General features: G+C 70.5%; 17 protein-coding genes. 6 read left to right on the forward strand and 11 right to left on the reverse strand.

Annotated elements, in window-relative coordinates; all coding sequences use genetic code 11:
* Positions 1 to 80: 80 nt before the first annotated feature.
* From cis13 to NKJ34_RS10995, 10 genes are all read right to left on the reverse strand, one after another.
* Positions 81 to 1319 carry a CIS13 family contractile injection system protein gene (cis13, locus tag NKJ34_RS10950; RefSeq protein WP_253738338.1) on the reverse strand — a complete coding sequence of 413 codons (1239 nt, stop codon included), beginning with the start codon at positions 1317 to 1319 and terminating at the stop codon, positions 81 to 83.
* Between the two features lie 73 nt (positions 1320 to 1392).
* A complete protein-coding gene (locus tag NKJ34_RS15880; protein ID WP_253738339.1) occupies positions 1393 to 3531 on the reverse strand; it encodes a phage tail protein in 2139 nt (712 codons plus the stop codon).
* Positions 3528 to 5480: a putative baseplate assembly protein gene (locus tag NKJ34_RS10960; RefSeq protein ID WP_253738340.1), complete on the reverse strand. Its 1953-nt coding sequence runs from the start codon at positions 5478 to 5480 to the stop codon at positions 3528 to 3530. The genes NKJ34_RS15880 and NKJ34_RS10960 overlap by 4 nt, the downstream gene beginning before the upstream one ends.
* Complete coding sequence (locus tag NKJ34_RS10965) at positions 5477 to 8545, reverse strand: baseplate J/gp47 family protein (protein ID WP_253738341.1); 3069 nt, start codon at positions 8543 to 8545, stop codon at positions 5477 to 5479. Before NKJ34_RS10965 ends, NKJ34_RS10960 begins: the two co-directional genes overlap by 4 nt.
* Entirely contained in the window at positions 8542 to 8940 is a 399-nt protein-coding gene (locus NKJ34_RS10970) for a GPW/gp25 family protein (protein WP_253738342.1), read from the reverse strand. Before NKJ34_RS10970 ends, NKJ34_RS10965 begins: the two co-directional genes overlap by 4 nt.
* A 1-nt stretch (position 8941) precedes the next feature.
* Positions 8942 to 9229 (reverse strand): PAAR domain-containing protein, encoded by a 288-nt coding sequence (locus NKJ34_RS10975; protein WP_253738343.1) that lies wholly within the window; start codon positions 9227 to 9229, stop codon positions 8942 to 8944.
* Between the two features lies 1 nt (position 9230).
* The gene (locus NKJ34_RS10980) at positions 9231 to 9974 is read right to left on the reverse strand and encodes a phage baseplate assembly protein V (RefSeq protein ID WP_253738344.1); all 744 of its coding nucleotides are present in this window, start codon (positions 9972 to 9974) and stop codon (positions 9231 to 9233) included.
* Entirely contained in the window at positions 9974 to 10990 is a 1017-nt protein-coding gene (locus tag NKJ34_RS10985; protein WP_253738345.1) for a phage late control D family protein, read from the reverse strand. The genes NKJ34_RS10980 and NKJ34_RS10985 overlap by 1 nt, the downstream gene beginning before the upstream one ends.
* Before the next feature lie 2 nt (positions 10991 to 10992).
* Complete coding sequence (locus tag NKJ34_RS10990; RefSeq protein WP_253738346.1) at positions 10993 to 11664, reverse strand: CIS tube protein; 672 nt, start codon at positions 11662 to 11664, stop codon at positions 10993 to 10995.
* Entirely contained in the window at positions 11665 to 13440 is a 1776-nt protein-coding gene (locus NKJ34_RS10995; RefSeq protein WP_253738347.1) for a hypothetical protein, read from the reverse strand.
* A gap of 832 nt (positions 13441 to 14272) precedes the next feature.
* Here NKJ34_RS10995 and NKJ34_RS11000 point away from each other — a divergent pair.
* The 4 genes from NKJ34_RS11000 (at position 14273) to NKJ34_RS11015 (ending at position 16278) form a co-directional block, all read left to right on the forward strand.
* Positions 14273 to 14788 (forward strand): hypothetical protein, encoded by a 516-nt coding sequence (locus NKJ34_RS11000; protein WP_253738348.1) that lies wholly within the window; start codon positions 14273 to 14275, stop codon positions 14786 to 14788.
* A 279-nt stretch (positions 14789 to 15067) separates the two neighbouring features.
* Complete coding sequence (locus tag NKJ34_RS11005) at positions 15068 to 15244, forward strand: hypothetical protein (protein ID WP_253738349.1); 177 nt, start codon at positions 15068 to 15070, stop codon at positions 15242 to 15244.
* Between the two features lie 126 nt (positions 15245 to 15370).
* Positions 15371 to 15814 carry a hypothetical protein gene (locus NKJ34_RS11010; RefSeq protein ID WP_253738350.1) on the forward strand — a complete coding sequence of 148 codons (444 nt, stop codon included), beginning with the start codon at positions 15371 to 15373 and terminating at the stop codon, positions 15812 to 15814.
* A gap of 143 nt (positions 15815 to 15957) precedes the next feature.
* Positions 15958 to 16278, forward strand: coding sequence for a hypothetical protein (locus NKJ34_RS11015; protein ID WP_253738351.1), 321 nt, complete (start codon positions 15958 to 15960; stop codon positions 16276 to 16278).
* A gap of 75 nt (positions 16279 to 16353) precedes the next feature.
* Here NKJ34_RS11015 and NKJ34_RS11020 read toward each other — a convergent pair whose 3' ends face one another.
* Complete coding sequence (locus NKJ34_RS11020; RefSeq protein ID WP_253738352.1) at positions 16354 to 16965, reverse strand: Pvc16 family protein; 612 nt, start codon at positions 16963 to 16965, stop codon at positions 16354 to 16356.
* A gap of 83 nt (positions 16966 to 17048) precedes the next feature.
* On the opposite strand from NKJ34_RS11020, the gene NKJ34_RS11025 reads away from it, so the two are divergent.
* Both NKJ34_RS11025 and NKJ34_RS11030 read left to right on the forward strand, forming a co-directional pair.
* The gene (locus NKJ34_RS11025) at positions 17049 to 18167 is read left to right on the forward strand and encodes a lamin tail domain-containing protein (RefSeq protein ID WP_253738353.1); all 1119 of its coding nucleotides are present in this window, start codon (positions 17049 to 17051) and stop codon (positions 18165 to 18167) included.
* A gap of 72 nt (positions 18168 to 18239) precedes the next feature.
* Positions 18240 to 19109, forward strand: a complete 870-nt coding sequence (locus NKJ34_RS11030) for a hypothetical protein (protein WP_253738354.1) — start codon at positions 18240 to 18242, stop codon at positions 19107 to 19109.
* Positions 19110 to 19111: the final 2 nt, after the last annotated feature.

The following is a 19111-nucleotide window of genomic DNA, read 5'->3' on the forward strand; positions in this document are numbered from 1 at the left end:
CACCGTATCTGGGCCCCGTTTTGGCCTATATAATTACGTAATTTCAGCAATAATTCAGTTTAAATGAATAGAACGGAGGCTCACGCCTCGGCGGCGACCGGGTGGAGGCGTTCGAGACCGGCGGCGGCTTCGGCGACGCGATCGAGGGCGATGGCGACGTCGACGGCCGGCTCGTCGGCTTCGATGGTCGACTGGAGCGCGGCGACCGCATCGTAGTAGCGGTCGGCGGTCGGCTCGCGGGCAGTGCCGGCGAGGTCGTCGCCGACGGCCGCTAGCGCCGCGTGGAGCTGTCGGACCGCCGACCGGTAGGATTTGGGCTCCTCACCCGCCCCGTCGCGGCTGGCGGCGGCGGCCTGCCGGGCGACCTCGCGGGCGGCCTTGCTGACCGCGCCGTCGTGGTCGGCGAACGCCTCGGCGACCGCCCGGAACCGCCGGGCGGTGGTGTCGAGACTCCGCAGCCGCAGATGGGTTGCCGTCCGCCGGTGGCGGTTTTTGAGCGCCGACAGCTCCGATTGGAGGTAGTCGACGCGCTCGTGGATCCCCTCCAGTTCGGCGGGATCGAGTTCCGGCGTCGGGGGCTCGGTCTCGGTCGTCGTCCGGTGGGGGTTGTCGGTGTCGGCGATGTGGTCGGCGAGTACCCCCAACAATAGGTCGGTGGAGGCCGCATACGCCGGCTCTGGAGCCGTCTCCGACGGCTGCCACGCGCCGTCGGGACCGCGCTCGAAGCCGCCGAGATACACCGCCGTCTCCGCGGGTGCGTCGGCCTCCGAGCGGTCGGCCTCGTGGGCGGCGGCCAGCAGCCGATCGGCGACCGCCGCCGGCGCGTCGTCGTCGGCCACCTCGATGTCGACCGACGGAGGGGAGACCCCCTCGGGCGGCTGCTCGCGGGCGGCGAGTTCGAAGCGCTCGACGACTCGGTTGGATTCGGGGTCCGAGCGGGAGCCGCCGGCGTCCGGAACGGCGACGGGTTCGAGGTCGACCTCGTCGAACCGGGCGAAGACGTAGAGTTCGTCGCCCGTCGGCTCCGGAACCGAGGCCGTCGTCGGCGACTCGACCACGATCGGCCGGCCCGCGGCGTCGATGGCGACCCCCGGCCCGACAGTGACCGCGAGTCCCTCGTCGGCCGGCTCGACCGATCGGAGTTCCAACCCGCTAAGAACGCCCATATCGGCTGTCTGCCGGGTGACTAGCTCCAGCCGACCGGCGTGGTACTGCTGTTCGGTCCGCATGTCGCGGGCAGTCATCAGCTTCCCCTCGAAAAACCGGTTTTTCTCGAACTGGGTCGGTTCGCCCCCGGCGTCGTTGCTCTCGTCTCCCATGTACACAACAACCGACGGTACTGTGTCGACTTCTGGTATATAGACCTACGTTTCACTCAGCCAGAAATTCGAATCAATCGAGCACTGCGGTGTGGCCGAGCGACGTCGACCCGAGTTCGAGCCGGCGCTCGCCGAGCCGGCTGTTGCAGCCGAGGAAGCTGTCGCCGCCGAGCCGGAACGTGGGGTCGAGGTCGACCACCGAGGCCTCGACGTGGGCGGGCGTCTCCTCGCGGACGATCGTCTCGACGGCCGTCCGGTGGGCGGGATCATCGAAGGGACCGGCGTAGACCGCCACCGACCGCTGGCTCGGGAGGTGACGCTCGTAGGCCGCGCGGGCCACCGGGGCGGTCCCATCGAGATCGCGTGGTTCGAGCAGGCACAGGCCGTGGTCGACGCCCGCCAGCGCGTCGTCGCCACCGGCGGCCGCCTCGCCGGGAACCAACCGGTCGCCCGGCGGAGTCTCCGGGGCCGGGAGGTGCCGCAGGTAGATCCCCAACAGCCGCCGGAGCCCCGCAGCCGTCCCGCGCTGGCGGGAGAGTTCCGGCGCGGCCGAAAGGAGTTCGCGGGTCGCCGCCGTCGGCCAGTCGACCGGCGGGTCGACCCCGAGCCAGTCGGCGAGCCACGGCAGGCTCTCGGCGGGGGCCGCCGCCGGATCGAGATGGCTGGTCAGCGAGTCGGCGTCGGCTTCGAGGTCGTCGAAGGCGGTGTCGAACACCGAGAGGAAGCGTTCGAGAAACGCTTTGGAGCCCGAGTCCTCCCGGTAGAGTTCCGGCAGCGACTCGATGGAGGACTGTCGGGGCCACGAGACACGCAGCGAGTCGACCCGCGGGGAGGCCCGTTCGCTGCCGACGAGTTCCAGCCGGACGACCAGATACCGGCCGGTCGCCGACTCGAACAGCGCGTCGGTCGGCGCGTCGACGGTCCGCCACTGATCGTCGAGGGCATCCCCGACGGCCGCAAAGCCGGCGTCGATCGCGTCGGCGGCCGCCGCCTCGCTCAGCCCGTCGGTGCGGGCTGCCAGCGCCGCCGGCTCCATCGCCAGTAGTTCCCAGACGGTGTCGGGTGGCTCCTCAAGCCCGGTCACGTCGGTGAGATCGGTCGACAGCGGCGCGGGGTCGTCGGTTGCGAGATACGAGACGCGGAGCCGCGTGTTCGTCCCCGCGGGCTCGGGCCCCAGCGCCAGCCGGTGCCACTGGACCGACTCGCCGGCGTCGAACTGCCGGTAGGCGACCCCGCGGTAGGCTCCGTCGGCGTCGCGCCGTCGTCGCTCGACGGGCTCCAGCCGGATGAGATCGCCCCCAGCGACAGCGTAGATCGTCCCGGCGTCGACTGCGGGCGCACGAAGGAGCCGGCAGGAGCCATCGAGCCGGTGGCGGACGTCGACCCTCCCCGTCTCGGGATCGGCGGCCGCGACGGCCGACCGGTCGCCCGCCGACCCCGCCAGCCACACCGGCGTGTCGACCGCGGCCGCGGTCGCCACACGGTTGGGGACGAACGACTCGCCGTCAGCGGTCTCGAAGTTCGACAGCGGGAACGGGTCGGGGTCGACTTCGCCGTCGGCGGTCCGTTTGTGGAGCACTCGCCGCCGGCCGGTCGGGATCCGGCCGTCGAGGTGGTCGCCGCTGGCGGCCTGTTTCCGGATCCGCCGCCGTTCGGTCCGCTCGTCGAGCACGTAGCAGTCCCCGGCTGCGGTGGTGGTCATATCGAGCGGTTTGGCGAACCCTTCCCAGTGGGTCTCGGTCCGGCCATCGGTCCGGAGCAGCCGGACCGCGCCGGCGGCATCGAGCAGCAGCCAGCCGTCGTCGACCGGGGCAATCGTCATCGGGTCGTCGACGCCGGCTTGGGTCGTGTCGATCGCCTGCCGGCGGCGGATCGAGACAACTGTTACCGCGCCGTCGGCTCCGAGAACTGCCAGCCGGTCGCCGTCGACGGCGATCGCCCGCGGCTCGTCGACCCCGCCATCGGCGGGCTCCCAGAGCCGGCGGGTGGTCGACCGGCGGCCGTCGTAGCTCCGGACGACCCCGTCGGCGTCCAGCGAGTAGCGTGTGCCGCCGGCACCGACTGCGAGGTCGACCGCCGGCAGCGCCACCCGCTCGGCCCGCAGGGTCGGCTCAGTGGCGAGTTCGAGCCCGCCGTCGTGGACCGCGAGGTTCCGGTGAGCCCACGTCTCCCAGTCGGCCGCAGTAAGCGTCGTGGCTCGCGCGGGACTCACGGCCGCTCACCTCCGTCGGTCGGGCCGGCGATCTCGACGTCGAGGGTATCGAGAGCGAACAGCGAGCGGTCGTCGACGCGGACGGTGCCGTCGGCGTCGACCGCGGCGTCGCCGATCGCCCGCACCGACACCGACTCGACGCCGCCGACCGCCGGTGCCGCGCGGAGTTGGGCTTCGATGTCGGCGGTCGACACCGACCGGCCGAAAGGCCATCCGTCGCCCTCAAACCCTCGGATCGGGTCGAGATACGACCGGAGCCGGCGCTCGACGGCCGTCCGAACGCCGCCGTCGACCGGCTCGGCAGGCGTCACCGACACCGAGACCGCCAGCCCGACGTAGGTCGGGCCGACGACCTCGATCCGGTCGGTCAGGAGCCGTCGGCGGTCGAGCTGTTGGTGGACGGCCGCGCGGAACCCCTCGCTGGGTGAGGGACGGTCGACCTCGGGCGGCGCGTACGGCACGACGACGACGGTCACCGCCGGCGTGTCGGTTGACTCGGGGAGCCGGACGGCGGTCCGGGCGATCCGGAGGCCGGGGGTCCGCTCGGCGATCGCCGCGTAATCGTCCTCGATGACCGCCCGGTGGGGTGTCCGGCGCTCGCGGCGGACGCGGTCGGCGGCATCGGCGACCGATTCGGCCGCACGGCCGCCAGTCGCCGGCCCCCGCGGGCTGATGTCGACCCCGGCAAGCGTCCCGTCACCGAGCGGGCGATCGGGATCGTCGACCGTCCAGACGGCCGTCGCGGGGACGTTCCCCGCGGGGCCGCCGCCGGCGACGTAGCTGGCGGTCACGCTGGCATCGGGGGCGGGACGCACCCCGCGTTCGGCGTCGCCGACGGTGAGTTCGCCCGCCGCCCGATCGAGGACGTAGTGGCGGTCGTTCGGGCCCGAAGCGTCGAAATCCGCGACCTCGGTCCACGGCTCGCCGTCGATCGAGACGGTCGCCGACAACACGGGCGCGTGGTCGAACCGGTAGGTCCGGGGGGCGGGCCCGTCGCCGACCGGTTCGAGGGCGGCCTCGTGTCGACGCCGGTGGCTGGCGGTGACCACGTTCGTCTCGACGCTGTCGAACTGTGGCGGGATCTCGTAGCCGCCACGGCGGAGCCGACACCGGAGCCAGACCAGCCCGGAGTCGGAGTCGAACAGATCGGCGTCGGCAGCGTCCCACGCCGCCGGCCGCCACGGCTCGGGGCGTTCGAGCGTGACGAAGCCGGTCTCGTAGAACCGGGTGGTGGTGTCGTCGACCACGGCGAGCGGCTCCCACGCCACCCCATCGCCGGCGGGCTTCGGTCGACAGAACTCCCAGCAGAGGTCGACCGACGGCTCGAACGTCGGCGGATCGAAGGCCAACGAGTCGGCATCGAGCCCAGCCGGGTCGGGGAGGTCGTCGTCGTAGAAGTCGACGAACAGCGTGAGATCGCCGGACGAAAACGGATCGCCATCGAAGCCCAGTGCCATGGCGTCGCCAGCGGTCGGTTCGTCGCCGAACGCGCGGAACGACATCCCTGCGGTGTCGTTGGCGGTCGTCCGCGGCGTGGGCTCGCCGGCGTCGGTGACGACTGCCGCGATCGACGCGTCGGTGATCGTCGTCGCGTGGTCGGTCGTAAACTGCAGGGTCCGGTCGCCGTCGGTCGCCGACAGTCGGGTGCCCGCCGGGAGCCGGCCGGTCGACCCCGACGACGAGAGATCGAGCCGGACCGACGCGGGACGGGGCGGATGAGGGCTCGCCCCGAGCAGCCGGAGGTACTTCTCGCGGTGGGCGTCGGTGATCCGGTCGAACTCGTAGCTGTGGGTCTCGGTCAGCCACGCCAGCAGTTCGAGGATCGTGACTCCGGGATCGTGAGGGTTGAAGTCGGTCCACGTGTCGCTCCGGGAGGCGATTACCGTTTTCGCCTGCTCCAGCAGCGCTTCGTACTCCGCCTCGTCAAGTTCCGGCACCTCGATGCTCACCGGAGATCACCCGCCCGGACCGTAATCTCGTGGCTGCCGTCGCAGATCAGCCCGTCGGCCGGCAGCGACCGGGCGGCCGCGCCGAGTCGATAACGGTCGTCGTCGACCGTGACGGTCGCCGACAGCTCGGCGACGCGGTCGACGCCGGGGACCGATTCGACGACCGACGCCAACGCGTCGACAGTGGGCCGGTCGCCGATCGGCCACCCCTCGCTGTCGGGACCACCGGTGAGGGGGTGGAGGAACGCCGCCAGCGCCGACTCGACGGCCGCGGTCAGCGCCGACCGGCTGTCGGTGCCGGCCGAGCGGACGGTCGCGTCGACCGAAACGGCCGCAAACCGGGGCGGCCGAACCGTGATCGAGCCGTCGCCGGCGGTCAGGGTGGTCGGCGCGGCTGCAGTGACCGCCTCGCGGACCTGTTGTTGGAGCGCCATCGAGGCCACGGGACGGTCGCGGTCGGCGTCGGGGACGACCAGCAGGGTCAGCCCGCCGCCGGTGCCGCCGACACCGGCGTCCAGTTCGGGCCGACAGTCGGCAACCGCGAGCTTCCGGACGGCGGCGGTAGCGACCCGCTCGAAATCCGCCGGCGTGACCGCTCGGCCGCGAGTTCGGAGGCGGTCGGCGACCCGCGTTTCGACCGCCGACAGCGGCTCGACGCCGGCCCCGCCGTCGGCCGGGAAGGGGTTTTCGACCGACTCGACCAGCGAAATTGGGGTTTTGAGCGCCGTGATCGCGCCGGCGTCGACGTTGCCGCCGGCCCCGCCGCCGGTGGTGTAGGTCGCCCGGACCGTCCCGCCCTCTGGCGGGATCGCGCCGGCATCGCCGTCGCCGAAGGTGATCGTGCCATCGACCCGGTCGGGTCGATAGACCCGCCGGTCGGGGCCACAATCGACGAACTCGTCGACGGCCTCCCACCGGACCCAGACGGCCTCGGGGTCGCCCTCGTCGTCGCCGACCGGTTCGATCCGGTCGGGGGCGGCCTCCCGCAGTTCGGCCCGCTCGGCGGCCGACAGCGAGCCCGCCTCGTCGACCCAGAGTTCGCAGTCGATGAGCGGACCGTGGGCGCACCCAAAGGTCTGGGCGGCCGTCCCGTCGCTGGAGCCGAGGATTTCAGCCTCGACGGTCCGGACGTTGTCGGCCCACCCGGTGTTCGGATGGAACCCCGAGACCGACGGCGGGTCGACCGCCGGCGAGTCAGCGGCCGAGCCGGCGGCCGCCGGGCCTTCGCTGGAGCCGGTAGCGAAGCGGTCGCCAGCGGCGACTGCCCGGATCCAGTGGCGCTCGGTGCCGAACCGCTCGTGGGCGGTCGTCGGCTCGGGGAACCGCAACGAGACGATCCCGCGCTCGGTGAGCCCGCCGGTCCCGTCGTCGACCGGGAGCGTCGACCACTCGTCGGCGGTGGGATCCGAACAGTACTCCCAGCGAACGCCGGAATCGAACCCCGGCGGATAGCGCCGCTCGGCCAGCGGGACGAACAGCGGTACGGGGCCGCCCCGAAGTGTGTCGTCGAAGCCGAGATACAGCGTCTGGCTGGCCTCAGTGGGGCGCTCGAACGGCCGGAACGCCGGCTCCGGTGTGTCGACGGTACAGTTGTTCCGAGTCCGGACGTGGTCGACCGAGCTACCGGCGTGGTCGTAGGCCACCGAGAGGCGGCCGTAGTGCGGCACCGTGGTCGGCTCGCCGCCGGCGACGGCGGGGCTGCCGTAGCTGCCGCCGACGAGCCGGGCGCGGATCCACCGGGCCTCCCGTCCCGAGACGGCCGTCTCGGCACTGTCGTCTGGGACCACCACGATCACGTCGCCGGACTCCCGAAGGCGGTCGGTGTCGTCGTCGACCACCTCCAACCCCGCCCAGCCGGTCCCGTTCCAGTACTCCCAAGAGATCTCGGGAGGCCCCTCCAGCATCCCGAAGTCGGCCTCGTGGTCGGGTTCAGAGCCGGCAGCGTCAGTCGATTCGGCGTCGGTCGGGGCCGTCGACGCCGGCGGGTGGAACCGTATCGAGAGGCGGGCTCCGGGTTTGGTGAGGGCATCGTCTGCCGCGAGATACAGCGTCGACGAGGGGCGCGGCCGACGGCCGAACGGCCGCAGGTCACCGTCTGCCGGCGAGAGCGGCACGTCATCGGCGACCGCCGCGTCGGGCGGGCTCCGTTCGGTGTCCGGCCGGTCGACGCCGACCCGGAGCTGTTCGATCTCGGCGGCAAAACAGGCCGGCGTCGGATCGACCAGCCGGCAGCGAATCCACCGGCTCTCGGTGCCCGCGAACGTCGTTTGGACGATCTCGCCGGGCACCCGGAGTCTGACCGCCCAGTCATTTCCGGTGTCCCGACCCTCGGTGACGGGCGGGAGCCGCGACAGCCGCGGGTCCGTGGCCGAGTCGTCGACTGGCCGGGGAGCGGCTGCCGATTCGAGACGGTGCCAGCCCTCGGTGCCGTCGGCGTCGGTGCCGTAGTACTCCCAGACAGTGGTCGAATCGAGGGCCTCGGCGTCGACCGAGCCCTCAACCGCGACGGTGAGCGCCGAGCCGGGATCGAGCCGGAACAGCGACTCGTCGCCGAGATATAGCGCGTGCTCTTGGTCGTTGGAACCGGTAAACAGCGGCCGCGGCTCGTCGGCCGACACCGGGTGGGTGACGATCCGGTCGGACGCGGGGTCGACCGTCCGCACCGCGGTCAGCGCCGCGGGGGTCGCCTCGAACCCCGCCTCGCGGGGGAGTTCGAACAGTTCGGTCCCGCCGTCGGCGGTCTCGGCCATCGCCTGTGTCCCACCGGGAATCGGGACGTTGCGGTCGAGATCGGCCGACACCGTCACCGACAGCGGGAGCCGGGCGGCCTGCGGCGGTCGGCGGTCGACGCCGAGGGTATCGAGAAACGCCGCGCGATGTTTCCGCGGGAGTCGGTTGAGTTGGTCGACGAGGTCCGCCTCGAAGTGGGCGAACGCCCGGAGCAACACCGTGGCCGTATCCGCCGAGTCGGCGTCCCAGTCGTCGAGATAGCGGTCGGCTCGGTCCAGTAAGTCCGCCTCGATCGCCTCGCGGTCCCGGTGGTCGAGCACCGGCGGCCGGCTCATCCGTCACCCTCCGTGATATAAAAAGGGTACACCATATTCGAGAGGCTGTTGGTGGTTCTGACGTGGTAGTCGATCTCGATCAGCACCTTGTTGGGCTCGGCGTCGTCGGTTCGGGCCTCGACCCCCTCGACGTCGATCCGGGGCTCCCACCGGACCAGCGCCTCCCGGACGCTACTCTCGATGAGGTTCAGCGTCGACGGCGTCGCGGCCGAAAAGACGTGGTCGTGGATATCGCAGCCGAACGCCGGTCGCATCACCCGCTCGCCTTTGGCGGTCCCGAGGATGATCCGGATCGCCTCCCGGATGTCGGCGTCGGCCGACGAGACCGCGATATCGCCCCGGCTGTCGGTGTCGACCGGGAACCCCCAGCCGGTTCCGAGGAACTCCTCGCTCATGTTACCCGATCTGAACCGTCGGACAGCCCGCGGCGATCGTGTTCGGCGGCCCGTTTTCGACGATCGTGTCGCCGAGCCGTGCCGCGGGACGGTTGTTGATGAACACCGATCGGCTCCCGCTCAACACGGCCCCGCCGACGTGGGGGACGATCCCGCTTGTCAGCGGACAGGTGTGGCGGTCCAACACCCGCCACGCGGGTTTGTTGCCGATCAACACGTCCGTACTACACTTGCCGGTGAGCGGCGTTCCGTGGGCGGTCGCATCGCCGAGTCGTGCGGCCGGTTTCATCTCAGTTAAGGAATATCATTTTCCCTTTGATATTTAAAATCGCGCCCGCTTCGATCCCCATCGCCATCGTGCTCTCGATGTCGAGTTTGCCGTTACTCGTGAGGCTCGTTTTCGACTTGCTCGACAGCTTGAGTGACTGTTTCGCGCCGACGTCGACCGTTTTGCCGCGGAGTTTGATAGTGCTCGCATCGAGTTCGAGCGTGTCGCCGGCCTCGATCGAAACCGTATCCGACGCCGAATTGAGCCGGATTCGGTTGGTGCCGGAGTCGTCGGTGATGTCGACTGTCTCCTCGCCGTCCGTATCGTCGAGTTCGATGACGTGGCCCGCCTTGGTTTCGAGCCGGATGTGGCCACCCTTGTCGCCGTCATCGAACTGGAGACGGTGACCCTGCCGGGAGACGATCTCGCGGATGTCGTTGTTCCCTTCGCTGTTTTTTTGCGGCGGTTTTCGGGTGCCGTTCCATAGCGAGCCGATGACAAATGGCTGGTGGACGTCGCCGCCGGCGAAGGCGACGAGGACTTCGTCGTCGACCTCCGGCAGGAAGTACGAGCCGTACTCCGCGCCGGCCATCCCGGTGGCGATCCGGGCCCAGTAGCTCTCGTCGTCGGCCTCCCGCCACGGGAACCGGAGTTTGACCCGGCCCAGATCCTTGGGATCCTCGTTGTCGGTGACGATCCCGACCCGGACGCCGGCGATCCCGTCGCGGTTCTTGGTCGACCGGTCGAAGATGTCGGCGTGATCCATCAGGCCACCTCCGTCGCCTCGAAGGTCGTTCGGTAGCCGGCAGCGCCCATCCGGTGGGTGGCGTTGGTGACGTAGTAGTCGCCCGAAAACCGGTCGCCGAGTTCGGCGAGCGTGATCACTTCGCCGGCCCGGATCGCGGGCGTCCCGTCGGCCTCACCGTGGCCCTCGATCCGCCCGTCGGCGTGTCGGCTGTGCTTCTCGGCTGCGATCTGTGTGGCTTCGTTTCGTGACATAACTGGGACTCTAAACACTTCGGTGTGGTCGGCAGTGCTGCTGCCGGCGGTGGCGACGATCTCCTCGCCGGCCTCGGCGTCCCACGACCGCACCTCGACGCGGTGGTCGGCCTTCGTGTCGGTGATCTCGGCGTAGAAGTCGTGGAGGGCCTCGCCGTACCAGAGTTCGGCGACCGGGTCGCGGTCGCTGCCGCGGCCGGATCGGGGGCGGAACCGAACGGTGTCGCGTTCCGCATAGAACGCAAAGCCGTAGTGGTCGGCCAGCGCCTCCAGAAAGCGGTAGTCGCTTTGGTTGTCCTGGATCAGTTTGACGCGCTTGATGTCGGCCTCCCGGACGTCGACCGTCCCGAAGGGATACGACGAGAGGATGTCCTTGACGGCCTTTTCGACGGTCGTCTCGGCCCACGACCGGGAGTTCGTCCCGTTCATCAACCCCTTGAGGAGACCGTAGCCGCTGACGGTGACCGTCGGCCCTTTCTCGGGGGTAAACTCGGCGTGAATCGACTCGATCGCGCCGGTCAAAAGCGGCGTCAGCGTCCCGTCACCGCCGTAGCCCATGGCGATGGCGACGTCGGTCCCGATCTCGAAGGTTCCCCAGTCGAGGCCGCTGAACTCCCCGAGTTCCTCGTCGAAGGGGTAGTTCAGCGTAAAGGAAAACCGGTCGGCCCCCGAGAGAGTGGTCTCGACAACGAGATCGGCGATCCGGCCGCCGGGCTCCTGAAAGGTCGACGAGCCGACGTCGACGGTAAACCGCGGGGAGTAGCGGGGTTGGGGTCCGGACATGGTCACAGTGGCGGGAGCTCCAGCGTCTCGCCGGCGCTGAGTTGGCGGGGGTTCGTGACATCGTTGGCCTCGGCGATCGTCCGCCAGTGGCTCGGATCGCCGTACTCCTCGTCGGCGATCAGCCACAGCGTATCGCCCTCGGCGACCGTCCAGCGTTTGGTCTTGTCGGTCGACTCGGGGGAGACCTCGGATTTGTGGTAGTCGGCGGTTTTGTACTCCGTGAACTGGAGTTGGACCCGCGCGCGGATCGGCACGCCGCTCGGCAAAAATTTGGTAAACCGCTTTTCGGCGTGTTCGACCACGGCGGTAAAATCGATCCCGTCGCCCCAGACGAACCGGCAGACCGGCGGGGCGTGGAGTTCGCCGTCGACCGCCAGCAGCGTGTCGATCATGTCGGTGTACTGTGTGCGGACGTCGGCGGCCTCGGGGTCACCAGAGCCGTCGAGTTCGTCGGTCGTATCGAAGAACAACTCCATCGAGAGCGTCTCGGCGTTGCCGTCGACGAACTGCATGATCGACGCGCCGGAGCCCGTCGCTTTCAGATCGCCGTAGTTGACGCTCTTGCCGACGGTGTACTCGGTGGGGTTGAACTTGCAGTCGATGCTGTCGCCCTCGTGTTTGCCGTTGAGCACGAGGATCTGTGCCGTTTCGAGTGTGCCACGTGTGCCTGTCATTCAGAATCCCGTCCGTTCGCGTTCGATCCGTACCCGGCGTTCGAGCCGGCGATACAGCGTCTCGACTAGCCGGTCGACGTCGGCGTCGTAGGCCAGCGACTCCGCACCGGGGAGCCCCGCGCCGGACCGGCCAGCCGCTCGATCGGCGGCCCGGCGGTCGGTAGCCCGCTCGGGCTGTCGGGCCGACTCGGTCGACGGGCGGGACTCGGGCCGCTGAACGGCCCCGAAGGGATCGGAGCCGGCCGCGGACCGATCGTTCTCCGTGGGTGGCCCGTCACTCGTCCGGTCACCGGGCGGCGGTGAGCCGCCAGCCAGCCGATCACCCCTCGACGGCGAGCCGTCGACCGCCGGATCGGCAGACCGGTCGGCGGGAGACCGGTCGGCGGGAGACCGACCGTTGGGGGACCGCTGGCGGCTGCGGCCGGCCGATCGTCGCCGGTCCCAACCTGCCTCGCGGTCCCGGTCGACCGGCTGCCGCGCCGGCGACCGCTCGAACGTCAGCCGCGGTCGCTGGCGTGTCGATCCATCCTCGGCGGCATCGGTCGGCGAGGCCGCGGTCGGTGCCCCGCTTGCCGGCCGTGGCTGCTCGCCAGTGGCGGCAGGCTCCATCGGTGGTGTGGCATCGACAGTCCGGCCGGCCGCCGATCGATCGGTAGTCGGTCCGTCTGCGTCGGCATCGGCGGTCGACTCGTGGGAATCGGCCACCGAGAGCACGGTCGGATCGCGGTCCGCTGTGGCCCGCTCGGCGGATCGGTAGACGGTGGCTTCGGCGGCCGAGTCACTGGAGGCCATCCGCAAGGGCGGTACCGAACCGGTGCGGCCCCCAGTACGAGCAGCCGCCTGTCGATCCCCGTCGACCGCCGTCGAGTGCCACGATCCGCGGGTGTCGACGGTGAGCGTCGGGGATCCCCGTTCGCGCCACGCCGACGGTGGAGCCGACGGGGCGTGGCCGACACCGGCAGATGTGGCGGCCGATCGGGTGGCCGGCAGCCGACCGAGCCCCGGAGCGGGATCGTCGGAATCTGCCGGTCCGACCAATGTCGGCGAATCGGCTGCCGCGTCGACCGCCGCTGCTGAGCCGGCCGCTATCGCCGGGTCGGTCGACCGACGGCGAGAGCGGTGTCCAAGCGCCGACCGACGGAGGGGAGTACCGCTCCCACCGGCAGCCGCGGAAGCCGCCCGGCGGCTACCGTCGACGCCCCGGCGGCCGTTCGGGAGGTCCTCAACGTGGGAGTGCCGGCGGGTCCGTGTCGGTCGGCGTCCGGCGTCAGAGCCGGCCGCCAGTCGGGGGCGGCGCGGCAGTCCGGAACGCGTTCCCTCGGCAGCCGAGTCGACTCCCGCAGACGCGTCGTCGGCCGGACGGTCGACCGCCGGTGGCCATCGGCTCCGACCGACGACCCCGCTTCGGTCGGTACCGTCGGTCCGACCGGCGTCCCGCGCGGCTGTGCGTGTTCCCGTCTCGACTCGGCGGTCGACACCCGGCCGCGGCCGGCCGAGGGGGGTCAGCTCGGGTTCTCGAAGTGGGACATCGGTCGACCGGGAACGACGGCCGCCGGTAGATGTCGACCCGTGAATCGAGCCGCGATGGCGTCGGAATCCGGTCGAAGGGTGTCGGGCGGTCGAATCGGGGGCCGTCGGACGCTGCGGCCGCCAGCCGGAGGCGACCGGGATCGACCCAGCGGGGCGGTGGCTGTCGGGATCGGCGGGCCGCCCGTCGACGCCAGACGGGCCGAGGGAGGTCGATCCGGCGACGGCCAGCCGACCGACCACAGACATGGCCGGGCGAGGACGGTCCTGTGTGTGAGCGGCGGTCGACGGGCCGACCGGCGAACCGGCCGGTTCGGTCGCGCCGCGTCGGCGAGCGGAGTGAGCCGAAGACCCTCCGTCGACGGGCGACAGCGGGCGAACGGCCGATTGGTCGGATGCGGGCGAGAGGGCCGCCGACCGGCCGGATGTGGCGATAGCGGCCGCCGATCCCGAGGGGGTCGCGCGTTCGTCGGACCACCGATCCGGCCCGGTCGACGGCGGGGGCGATCGCGACGTGAGTGGCGGCGAAACACGTGTGGGACGGACCGTCGTCGATCCGAGCGGGGATCGTGTGAGGGATGGTCCGTTTCGGGTGACGAGCGTAGCCGGCGACGATCCGGGCGTGTCGGAAGTGGTCGGTGTCGACGATGGGTTCGGCGCGCGCGATCGGATCGCCACGTGCGACCGAGGCGGCGATGTAACCGACTGCCGCTCGGGCGACTGTTCGGCGGCAACCGAAGTCGACACGGCGACTCCTGTCGGCGAGTGCGTCCGAGTGATTCGGGAGCCGAGCCGGGAACGGTCGCCGCGTGCCGATGGATCCGACCCGGAAGTCGATAGGAAAGGAAGTCGATGGCGATCACTGCCGGTAGCAATCCCAGACACCGGAGTCGACTGTCGACGCCGGAGACCGGGCTGCCGCCCCGACGACAACCTGTCTGAGGTCGGCAGGGTCGTCGACTCGGTTGATCGCCGGGCGGGGACGGCGTCGACTGATGGGGGCCGATCCGCCGGCGTTGCGGTAGCCGAGGGCAATCGCTCAACGTGCTCGGGTCCCGTCGACGGCTGCCAGTGTGGGGCGGTGGGAGCCGCGGACAGTGACCACACCGCCCGACGGCTCGGTGAGGAATCGGATCCAGCGCGCGGCCGAGCACGCGCCGCCGACGGGGCGGCCCCATCAGCGCGCGGCGGCCGCCAAGCGGTAGTCGGCGGCTGGGCGGCGTCGGGACGGGTTGCGGGCCGCGTCTGCTGCGGCGTCGACCGGGATCGGGACGCCGACCACGCCCCCGATTGCGGAACGGCCCGCGCCGGTGGCGGATCGGGGGACAACGGCCGGCGATCGGCCGGAACCGATCGACGGGTTCGTGATGTGCCGACCCGCTCATTCGCCGACACTGGGGCCGCCGGCTGTCGGCTGTCGGCTGGCAGTGCGGTCGGATGCGAACGGGGAGTCGACCGCGCCGACAGCGGGTGTGTGATCGGCCACGGGGACGGCAATGAAGCCGCCGTCGGAGACGACGCCGGAGAGCGAACGGTGGTCGGTCGACCGCCAGAGCGAGCGGCATCGGATAGCCGGGGGCGACGATCCGAGGAGTGAGACGGCTCGGTCGGTGCTGGTGCGAAAGCGGTGTCCGCGTGTGACAATCCCGGTGTCGGGGGATCGTCGGGCGTCGACCGGTCGGCGGGCGATACGGTCGGTTCGACCGCCCGGGTCGACGATAGGTAGGACCGACCGGCCGGCTGCAACCGGGGGTCCCTCGCGGTCTCGATCCCACGGGTCGGCGGATCGGCCGCACGAGGTGTCGGCTCGACTGTGCGGGGAGCGGGATCGCCAACCACCGAACGTCCGTGGGGGCGCATCCGGGTGGTCAGGGAGGTGGGCTGCTCGGTTGGGGATGGCTGGGTCGTCCCATCCGGGACGACTGTCGACGGCGACACGCCGGTGATCGTCGGTGGTGTGGCCGATGCAGGGACGGCTGGTGGTGTGGTCAGTGCAGGAACGGCTGGTGGTGTGGCCGACTCGCCGCTTGGCGGTACCGTGGCCCCCGACTGACACGGTACCGACCGCGGCGGATCGTCAGACACTGCGGAGCCCGCGGCGGGATCGGTAGCTCGGGGGAGCCGGTCGACGTGTGCCGATCCATCGCGCTCCATCAGTAGGGCAGCCGTTGCGGGCTCGATGGCCGGACCGCCGGCCGACCGGCGGTCGGTCGAGGTGACGATGGTGTTGTCGGCCCATCGAGAACGGCTCGGTGACGGGGGGAGGCTGCTGGTCGACCGGCGGCTGGTCGACCGGCGGCTGGTCGACGGGACAGCAGCGGTATCGCCCACCGGCCGACCGCTGGTCGACGACGGAGAGGATCCACCGGTGGCGCGGCCGCGGTCGGGTATGGGAGCGGCGTCGACACCGGGTTCGGCGGGCGGTGTCAGTTGGCCGATCGGGCGGCTCGGTCGCACCGCTCTCGCAGTCGACGACCGTCCAGAGGGTGTCTCCGAGGCAGTTGTCGACGAGTGCCGTTCGAGAGAGGTCGGGTCGGCGGAACGGCGATCGGAGGCCGGGAAGGAGCGGGACGCGCGGCTGCAGACCGGAGCGGCATGCTGGCCGAGCGCCGGGGAAGAGTGATGATCGGAAGCGCGCCCGGCGTCGTGGCTGGCCGCCGCACCGACCGACGACTCCCCGGCAGTGTGGTCGTGGGCCGGCGACTCGCCGGTAGGTGGGGACGCTGCCGGTCCGTCGGCCGGGGGCTCGCTCGGCGGGGTGCCCCGGTGTCGGAACGTGAGCCGCGCGGGGCTGTCGAGCCGGCCGACACCGAGCCGGAGTCGACCGGCGAACCCGCCGATCCTGTCGCCGATCCCGCCGCCGACCGCCGGGGCGTGATCGGTCGTCGTGCGGATACCGCTTGCCGAGACGGGATCGATGCCGACGGTCGACCGGCCGTCGGCGTCGGCGTCGGCCGGATCGGTCCGACCGATCGCCCGGAGCCGCGGCTCGATGGTGAATTCGCCGGCCGCAGGCGGTCGGTCGCCGGTCACGGCGCTCCCGCTCCGTTCGAGTCACGCTGGCTGGGTCGGGACATGACGGACTAGTAAGACACAGTGGCTGCCGTCTCTGGTTTAAAATCTCGGACGGAGGGGCGGCCCAGCCGGTGGGGCTGCGGTCGGTTAGGAGTCCGAGTGTCGGGAGAGATCCGTCTCGCGGTCGGTGACGGGCGTGATCTCCTCGCGCCGCCGGGAGTCGACGAACACCGGCCCGACGTGGTAGATCGCCGACGGCGTAAACGCTGTCTCCGGCAGCCGCGACCACAGCGCCGACCGCTCGTCGAGGCCGGTGTCGACAAGCGAGACCTGCAGTTCGGCGGTCTCGTCGAACGATCCGCCGAGCTGGTCGGCACTCAGCACCGCGTGGTCGTGGAACGTCTGCATCGCCAGCCCGAGCAGCCGCTGTTGGGCGACCGTCTGTCCGGTCGCGCCCTCGCCGGTACCGGTCGAGTGGGACGTCACCAGATAGTACAGGTCGAGCGCGAGCGGGGACCCCCGCTGGACCGACGGATCGCCGGTCCGGTTCGCGTCGGTGTTGGCCAGCGAGCCGTTCTCCTCGATCCGGTAGAGCGACAACGACAGCCGCGTCTCGGAGTCGGCCTCGACCGCGTCGGGAGCAACGAGCGACACCGAGTCGGGGGTCAACGACGCCACGTCCTCGCGGTCGGCGATCCGGTCGCGGAGCACGCCGAGCAGCGTCTCACTGACGTCCGCAATCGCGGTGTATTCGGCCATCGCCCGCAACCGACGGTCGCCGACCCCATAATCCTTTCACTTCCCCGATAATTTAAATGCGATAATGGGTCCAGACAGCATAAATGTCGATCACACAAGTTCGGAAGGCGGGCAAGAAGTACGCCAAGCGGTACGCGCGACTTACGGTCGTCTCGGCGGTCGTCGCCGCGGTGCTGACGGCCATCGTCGGCGCGGTCGTCGACCCCAGTCGGATCGCGGTGCTCCCTGAGTGGCTCGACAGGCCGGCGTTCGTGGCCGTCTTCGTCCAAGCGTTCGCGGCGTGTTTCGCACTGGGCCTTCTCGGACGCGTGCTCGCGCGCAACTGGACGAAACTGAAGACGCTGTGGACCGAATCGATCGGCGGCCCGCTTGCCGACCGATGGCGGGGCCTCACCCGACGCACGCAGGCCGTGCTCGTCGGACTCGTCGCGGCGGTCGTCACCGGCGGCCTGATCGCTGGCGTCGACCACTTCACGGCCGTCCCACGGTGGCTGCTCGCAGTCGGCCCGCTCCTCACGTGGCCTGCCGGCACCTACCTCGGACTGGCCCGCCACCGGCCGACCGTCGACGGCGGACGCGACGACAACGGCGGTAAATGGCGGCGGTACGCCGAGCTACGGCATCTCGAAACGCGGACGATCGCCCTCCTGATCGGCTATCTGATCGCGGCGGCCACGGGCGGCGGGATCCGACTGCTGGGCGTCAACCCCGCGGTGACCGTCGCGGTCGGCCTGTCGGTCTGGCTGGTCGCCACCGTGGTCGTCTACGACCGCTACGAGCGCGTGCTGACCGAGCGCTCGGCGCTCGCGATCGTCGACGACACCGATCCCGCAAGCGGGCGCGAGGGCGTCGAGCTCACGATCGCAAACACGGACCACGAGCCGATCGCGCTCCCGTCGCCGACGCTCGTCGACACGGCCGGCGACCGCTACCGGTTGGCCGAGCGACTCACGGTCCAGCCCGGCGGGACCGTGACCGTCGAACTCCCCGCTGCGTTCCGGCTCACGCCGATCGACGCCGAGCGGACGCTGCCGCTGGGCTATACCCTCGACCGGAGCCGAGCGGCCCCGAGCCTCTACACCGAGACCGGGACGGCGTTCGCCCTCCAGCCCGCCGAGACCGACGACGAACCGGCGTGGTCAGCGGAGGTCGCCTACGACACCGAGCCGGTCGGCCGACCGGCGGCTCACGGGCAGGACTAACCCCGGGGTCGACCCCCGAATTGGGAGCCGATGTTAGTAATCGTTATACGGCGGCTGTTCAATAGCTGGCATATGCAACGACGCGCTGTGGCAGTGTATGTCGCGTTCTTTGTGCTTATCGCGGCGGCGTCATACACGCTTCTCGCGACGGCCGAAGAGCCAACGATCACACTCGACGACCCGGAATACGAGCTTGCGGAGGGCGAGACGTTCACCGTCGGCGGTCAAGAGTACACAGTAGCCAGCATCGAGGAAACGACTGAAGAACAGGGTGGCGGCCACGGCAGCTCCGCAGAGGAGGTGACCGTCGTGACCGGAACCATCGAATGGACCGAAACCGACGTCGAGATGAGCGAGACGTGGGCCAACGAGGACACCGTCGAGATCGACGGGATGGAGTGGCAGGTGCTGATCGAGGGCGAGAACGCGACCTCGATGACCCTCCAAGAGACGGTCGACCGGCAGGCAATCCTCGAAAACGATCCGAGCGCCGACAACGAGACGATCGAACGCGACGACGGTGAGTACGTCGTCGTCACCAGCGGTGGCGAGGAGGACCTCGTCCCGGCTGAGGAGTACTTCCCGGCGCCGACGACCGGTAGCTACGCGGTCGGCGACCGCTTCACGTACAACAACCAGACGGTGACCGTCAGCGAGATCAGCGGCGGCGAGGCGACGCTCACCTGGACCGAAGACCAGACCAACACGAACAGCCTCGGCAACGAGGGAACCGTCGAGTTGGCCGACGGGGCGGAGTACCTGAGCTACCTCCCGGACACCAACACGCTCCAGCTGACAAGCGATATGAGCGAGTACGAGGCGCAGGTCGCCGAGAAGGAACAGTTCTCCCAGCGGACGAGCGGCTTCCGCTACACCACGTTCACCGCGCTGCTGTTCGCGGGCTCGCTGATCGCCTTCGCGTTCCTGCCGTCGCGGTACTGACC

The sequence above is a fragment of the Halohasta salina genome (genome assembly GCF_024178165.1).
Lineage (GTDB): Archaea > Halobacteriota > Halobacteria > Halobacteriales > Haloferacaceae > Halohasta > Halohasta salina.

Coding starts and splice junctions, on each gene's coding strand:
- NKJ34_RS10970 (WP_253738342.1), bottom strand. CDS start 8,940: ATGAGCGAGGAGTTCCTCGGAACCGGCTGGGGGTTCCCGGTCGACACC.
- NKJ34_RS11025 (WP_253738353.1), top strand. CDS start 17,049: ATGTCGATCACACAAGTTCGGAAGGCGGGCAAGAAGTACGCCAAGCGG.
- NKJ34_RS10990 (WP_253738346.1), bottom strand. CDS start 11,664: ATGACAGGCACACGTGGCACACTCGAAACGGCACAGATCCTCGTGCTC.
- NKJ34_RS10975 (WP_253738343.1), bottom strand. CDS start 9,229: ATGAAACCGGCCGCACGACTCGGCGATGCGACCGCCCACGGAACGCCG.
- NKJ34_RS10965 (WP_253738341.1), bottom strand. CDS start 8,545: ATGAGCCGGCCGCCGGTGCTCGACCACCGGGACCGCGAGGCGATCGAG.
- NKJ34_RS10995 (WP_253738347.1), bottom strand. CDS start 13,440: ATGTCTGTGGTCGGTCGGCTGGCCGTCGCCGGATCGACCTCCCTCGGC.
- NKJ34_RS10985 (WP_253738345.1), bottom strand. CDS start 10,990: ATGTCCGGACCCCAACCCCGCTACTCCCCGCGGTTTACCGTCGACGTC.
- NKJ34_RS11020 (WP_253738352.1), bottom strand. CDS start 16,965: ATGGCCGAATACACCGCGATTGCGGACGTCAGTGAGACGCTGCTCGGC.
- cis13 (WP_253738338.1), bottom strand. CDS start 1,319: ATGGGAGACGAGAGCAACGACGCCGGGGGCGAACCGACCCAGTTCGAG.
- NKJ34_RS10980 (WP_253738344.1), bottom strand. CDS start 9,974: ATGGATCACGCCGACATCTTCGACCGGTCGACCAAGAACCGCGACGGG.
- NKJ34_RS11030 (WP_253738354.1), top strand. CDS start 18,240: ATGCAACGACGCGCTGTGGCAGTGTATGTCGCGTTCTTTGTGCTTATC.
- NKJ34_RS11010 (WP_253738350.1), top strand. CDS start 15,371: ATGGCCGGACCGCCGGCCGACCGGCGGTCGGTCGAGGTGACGATGGTG.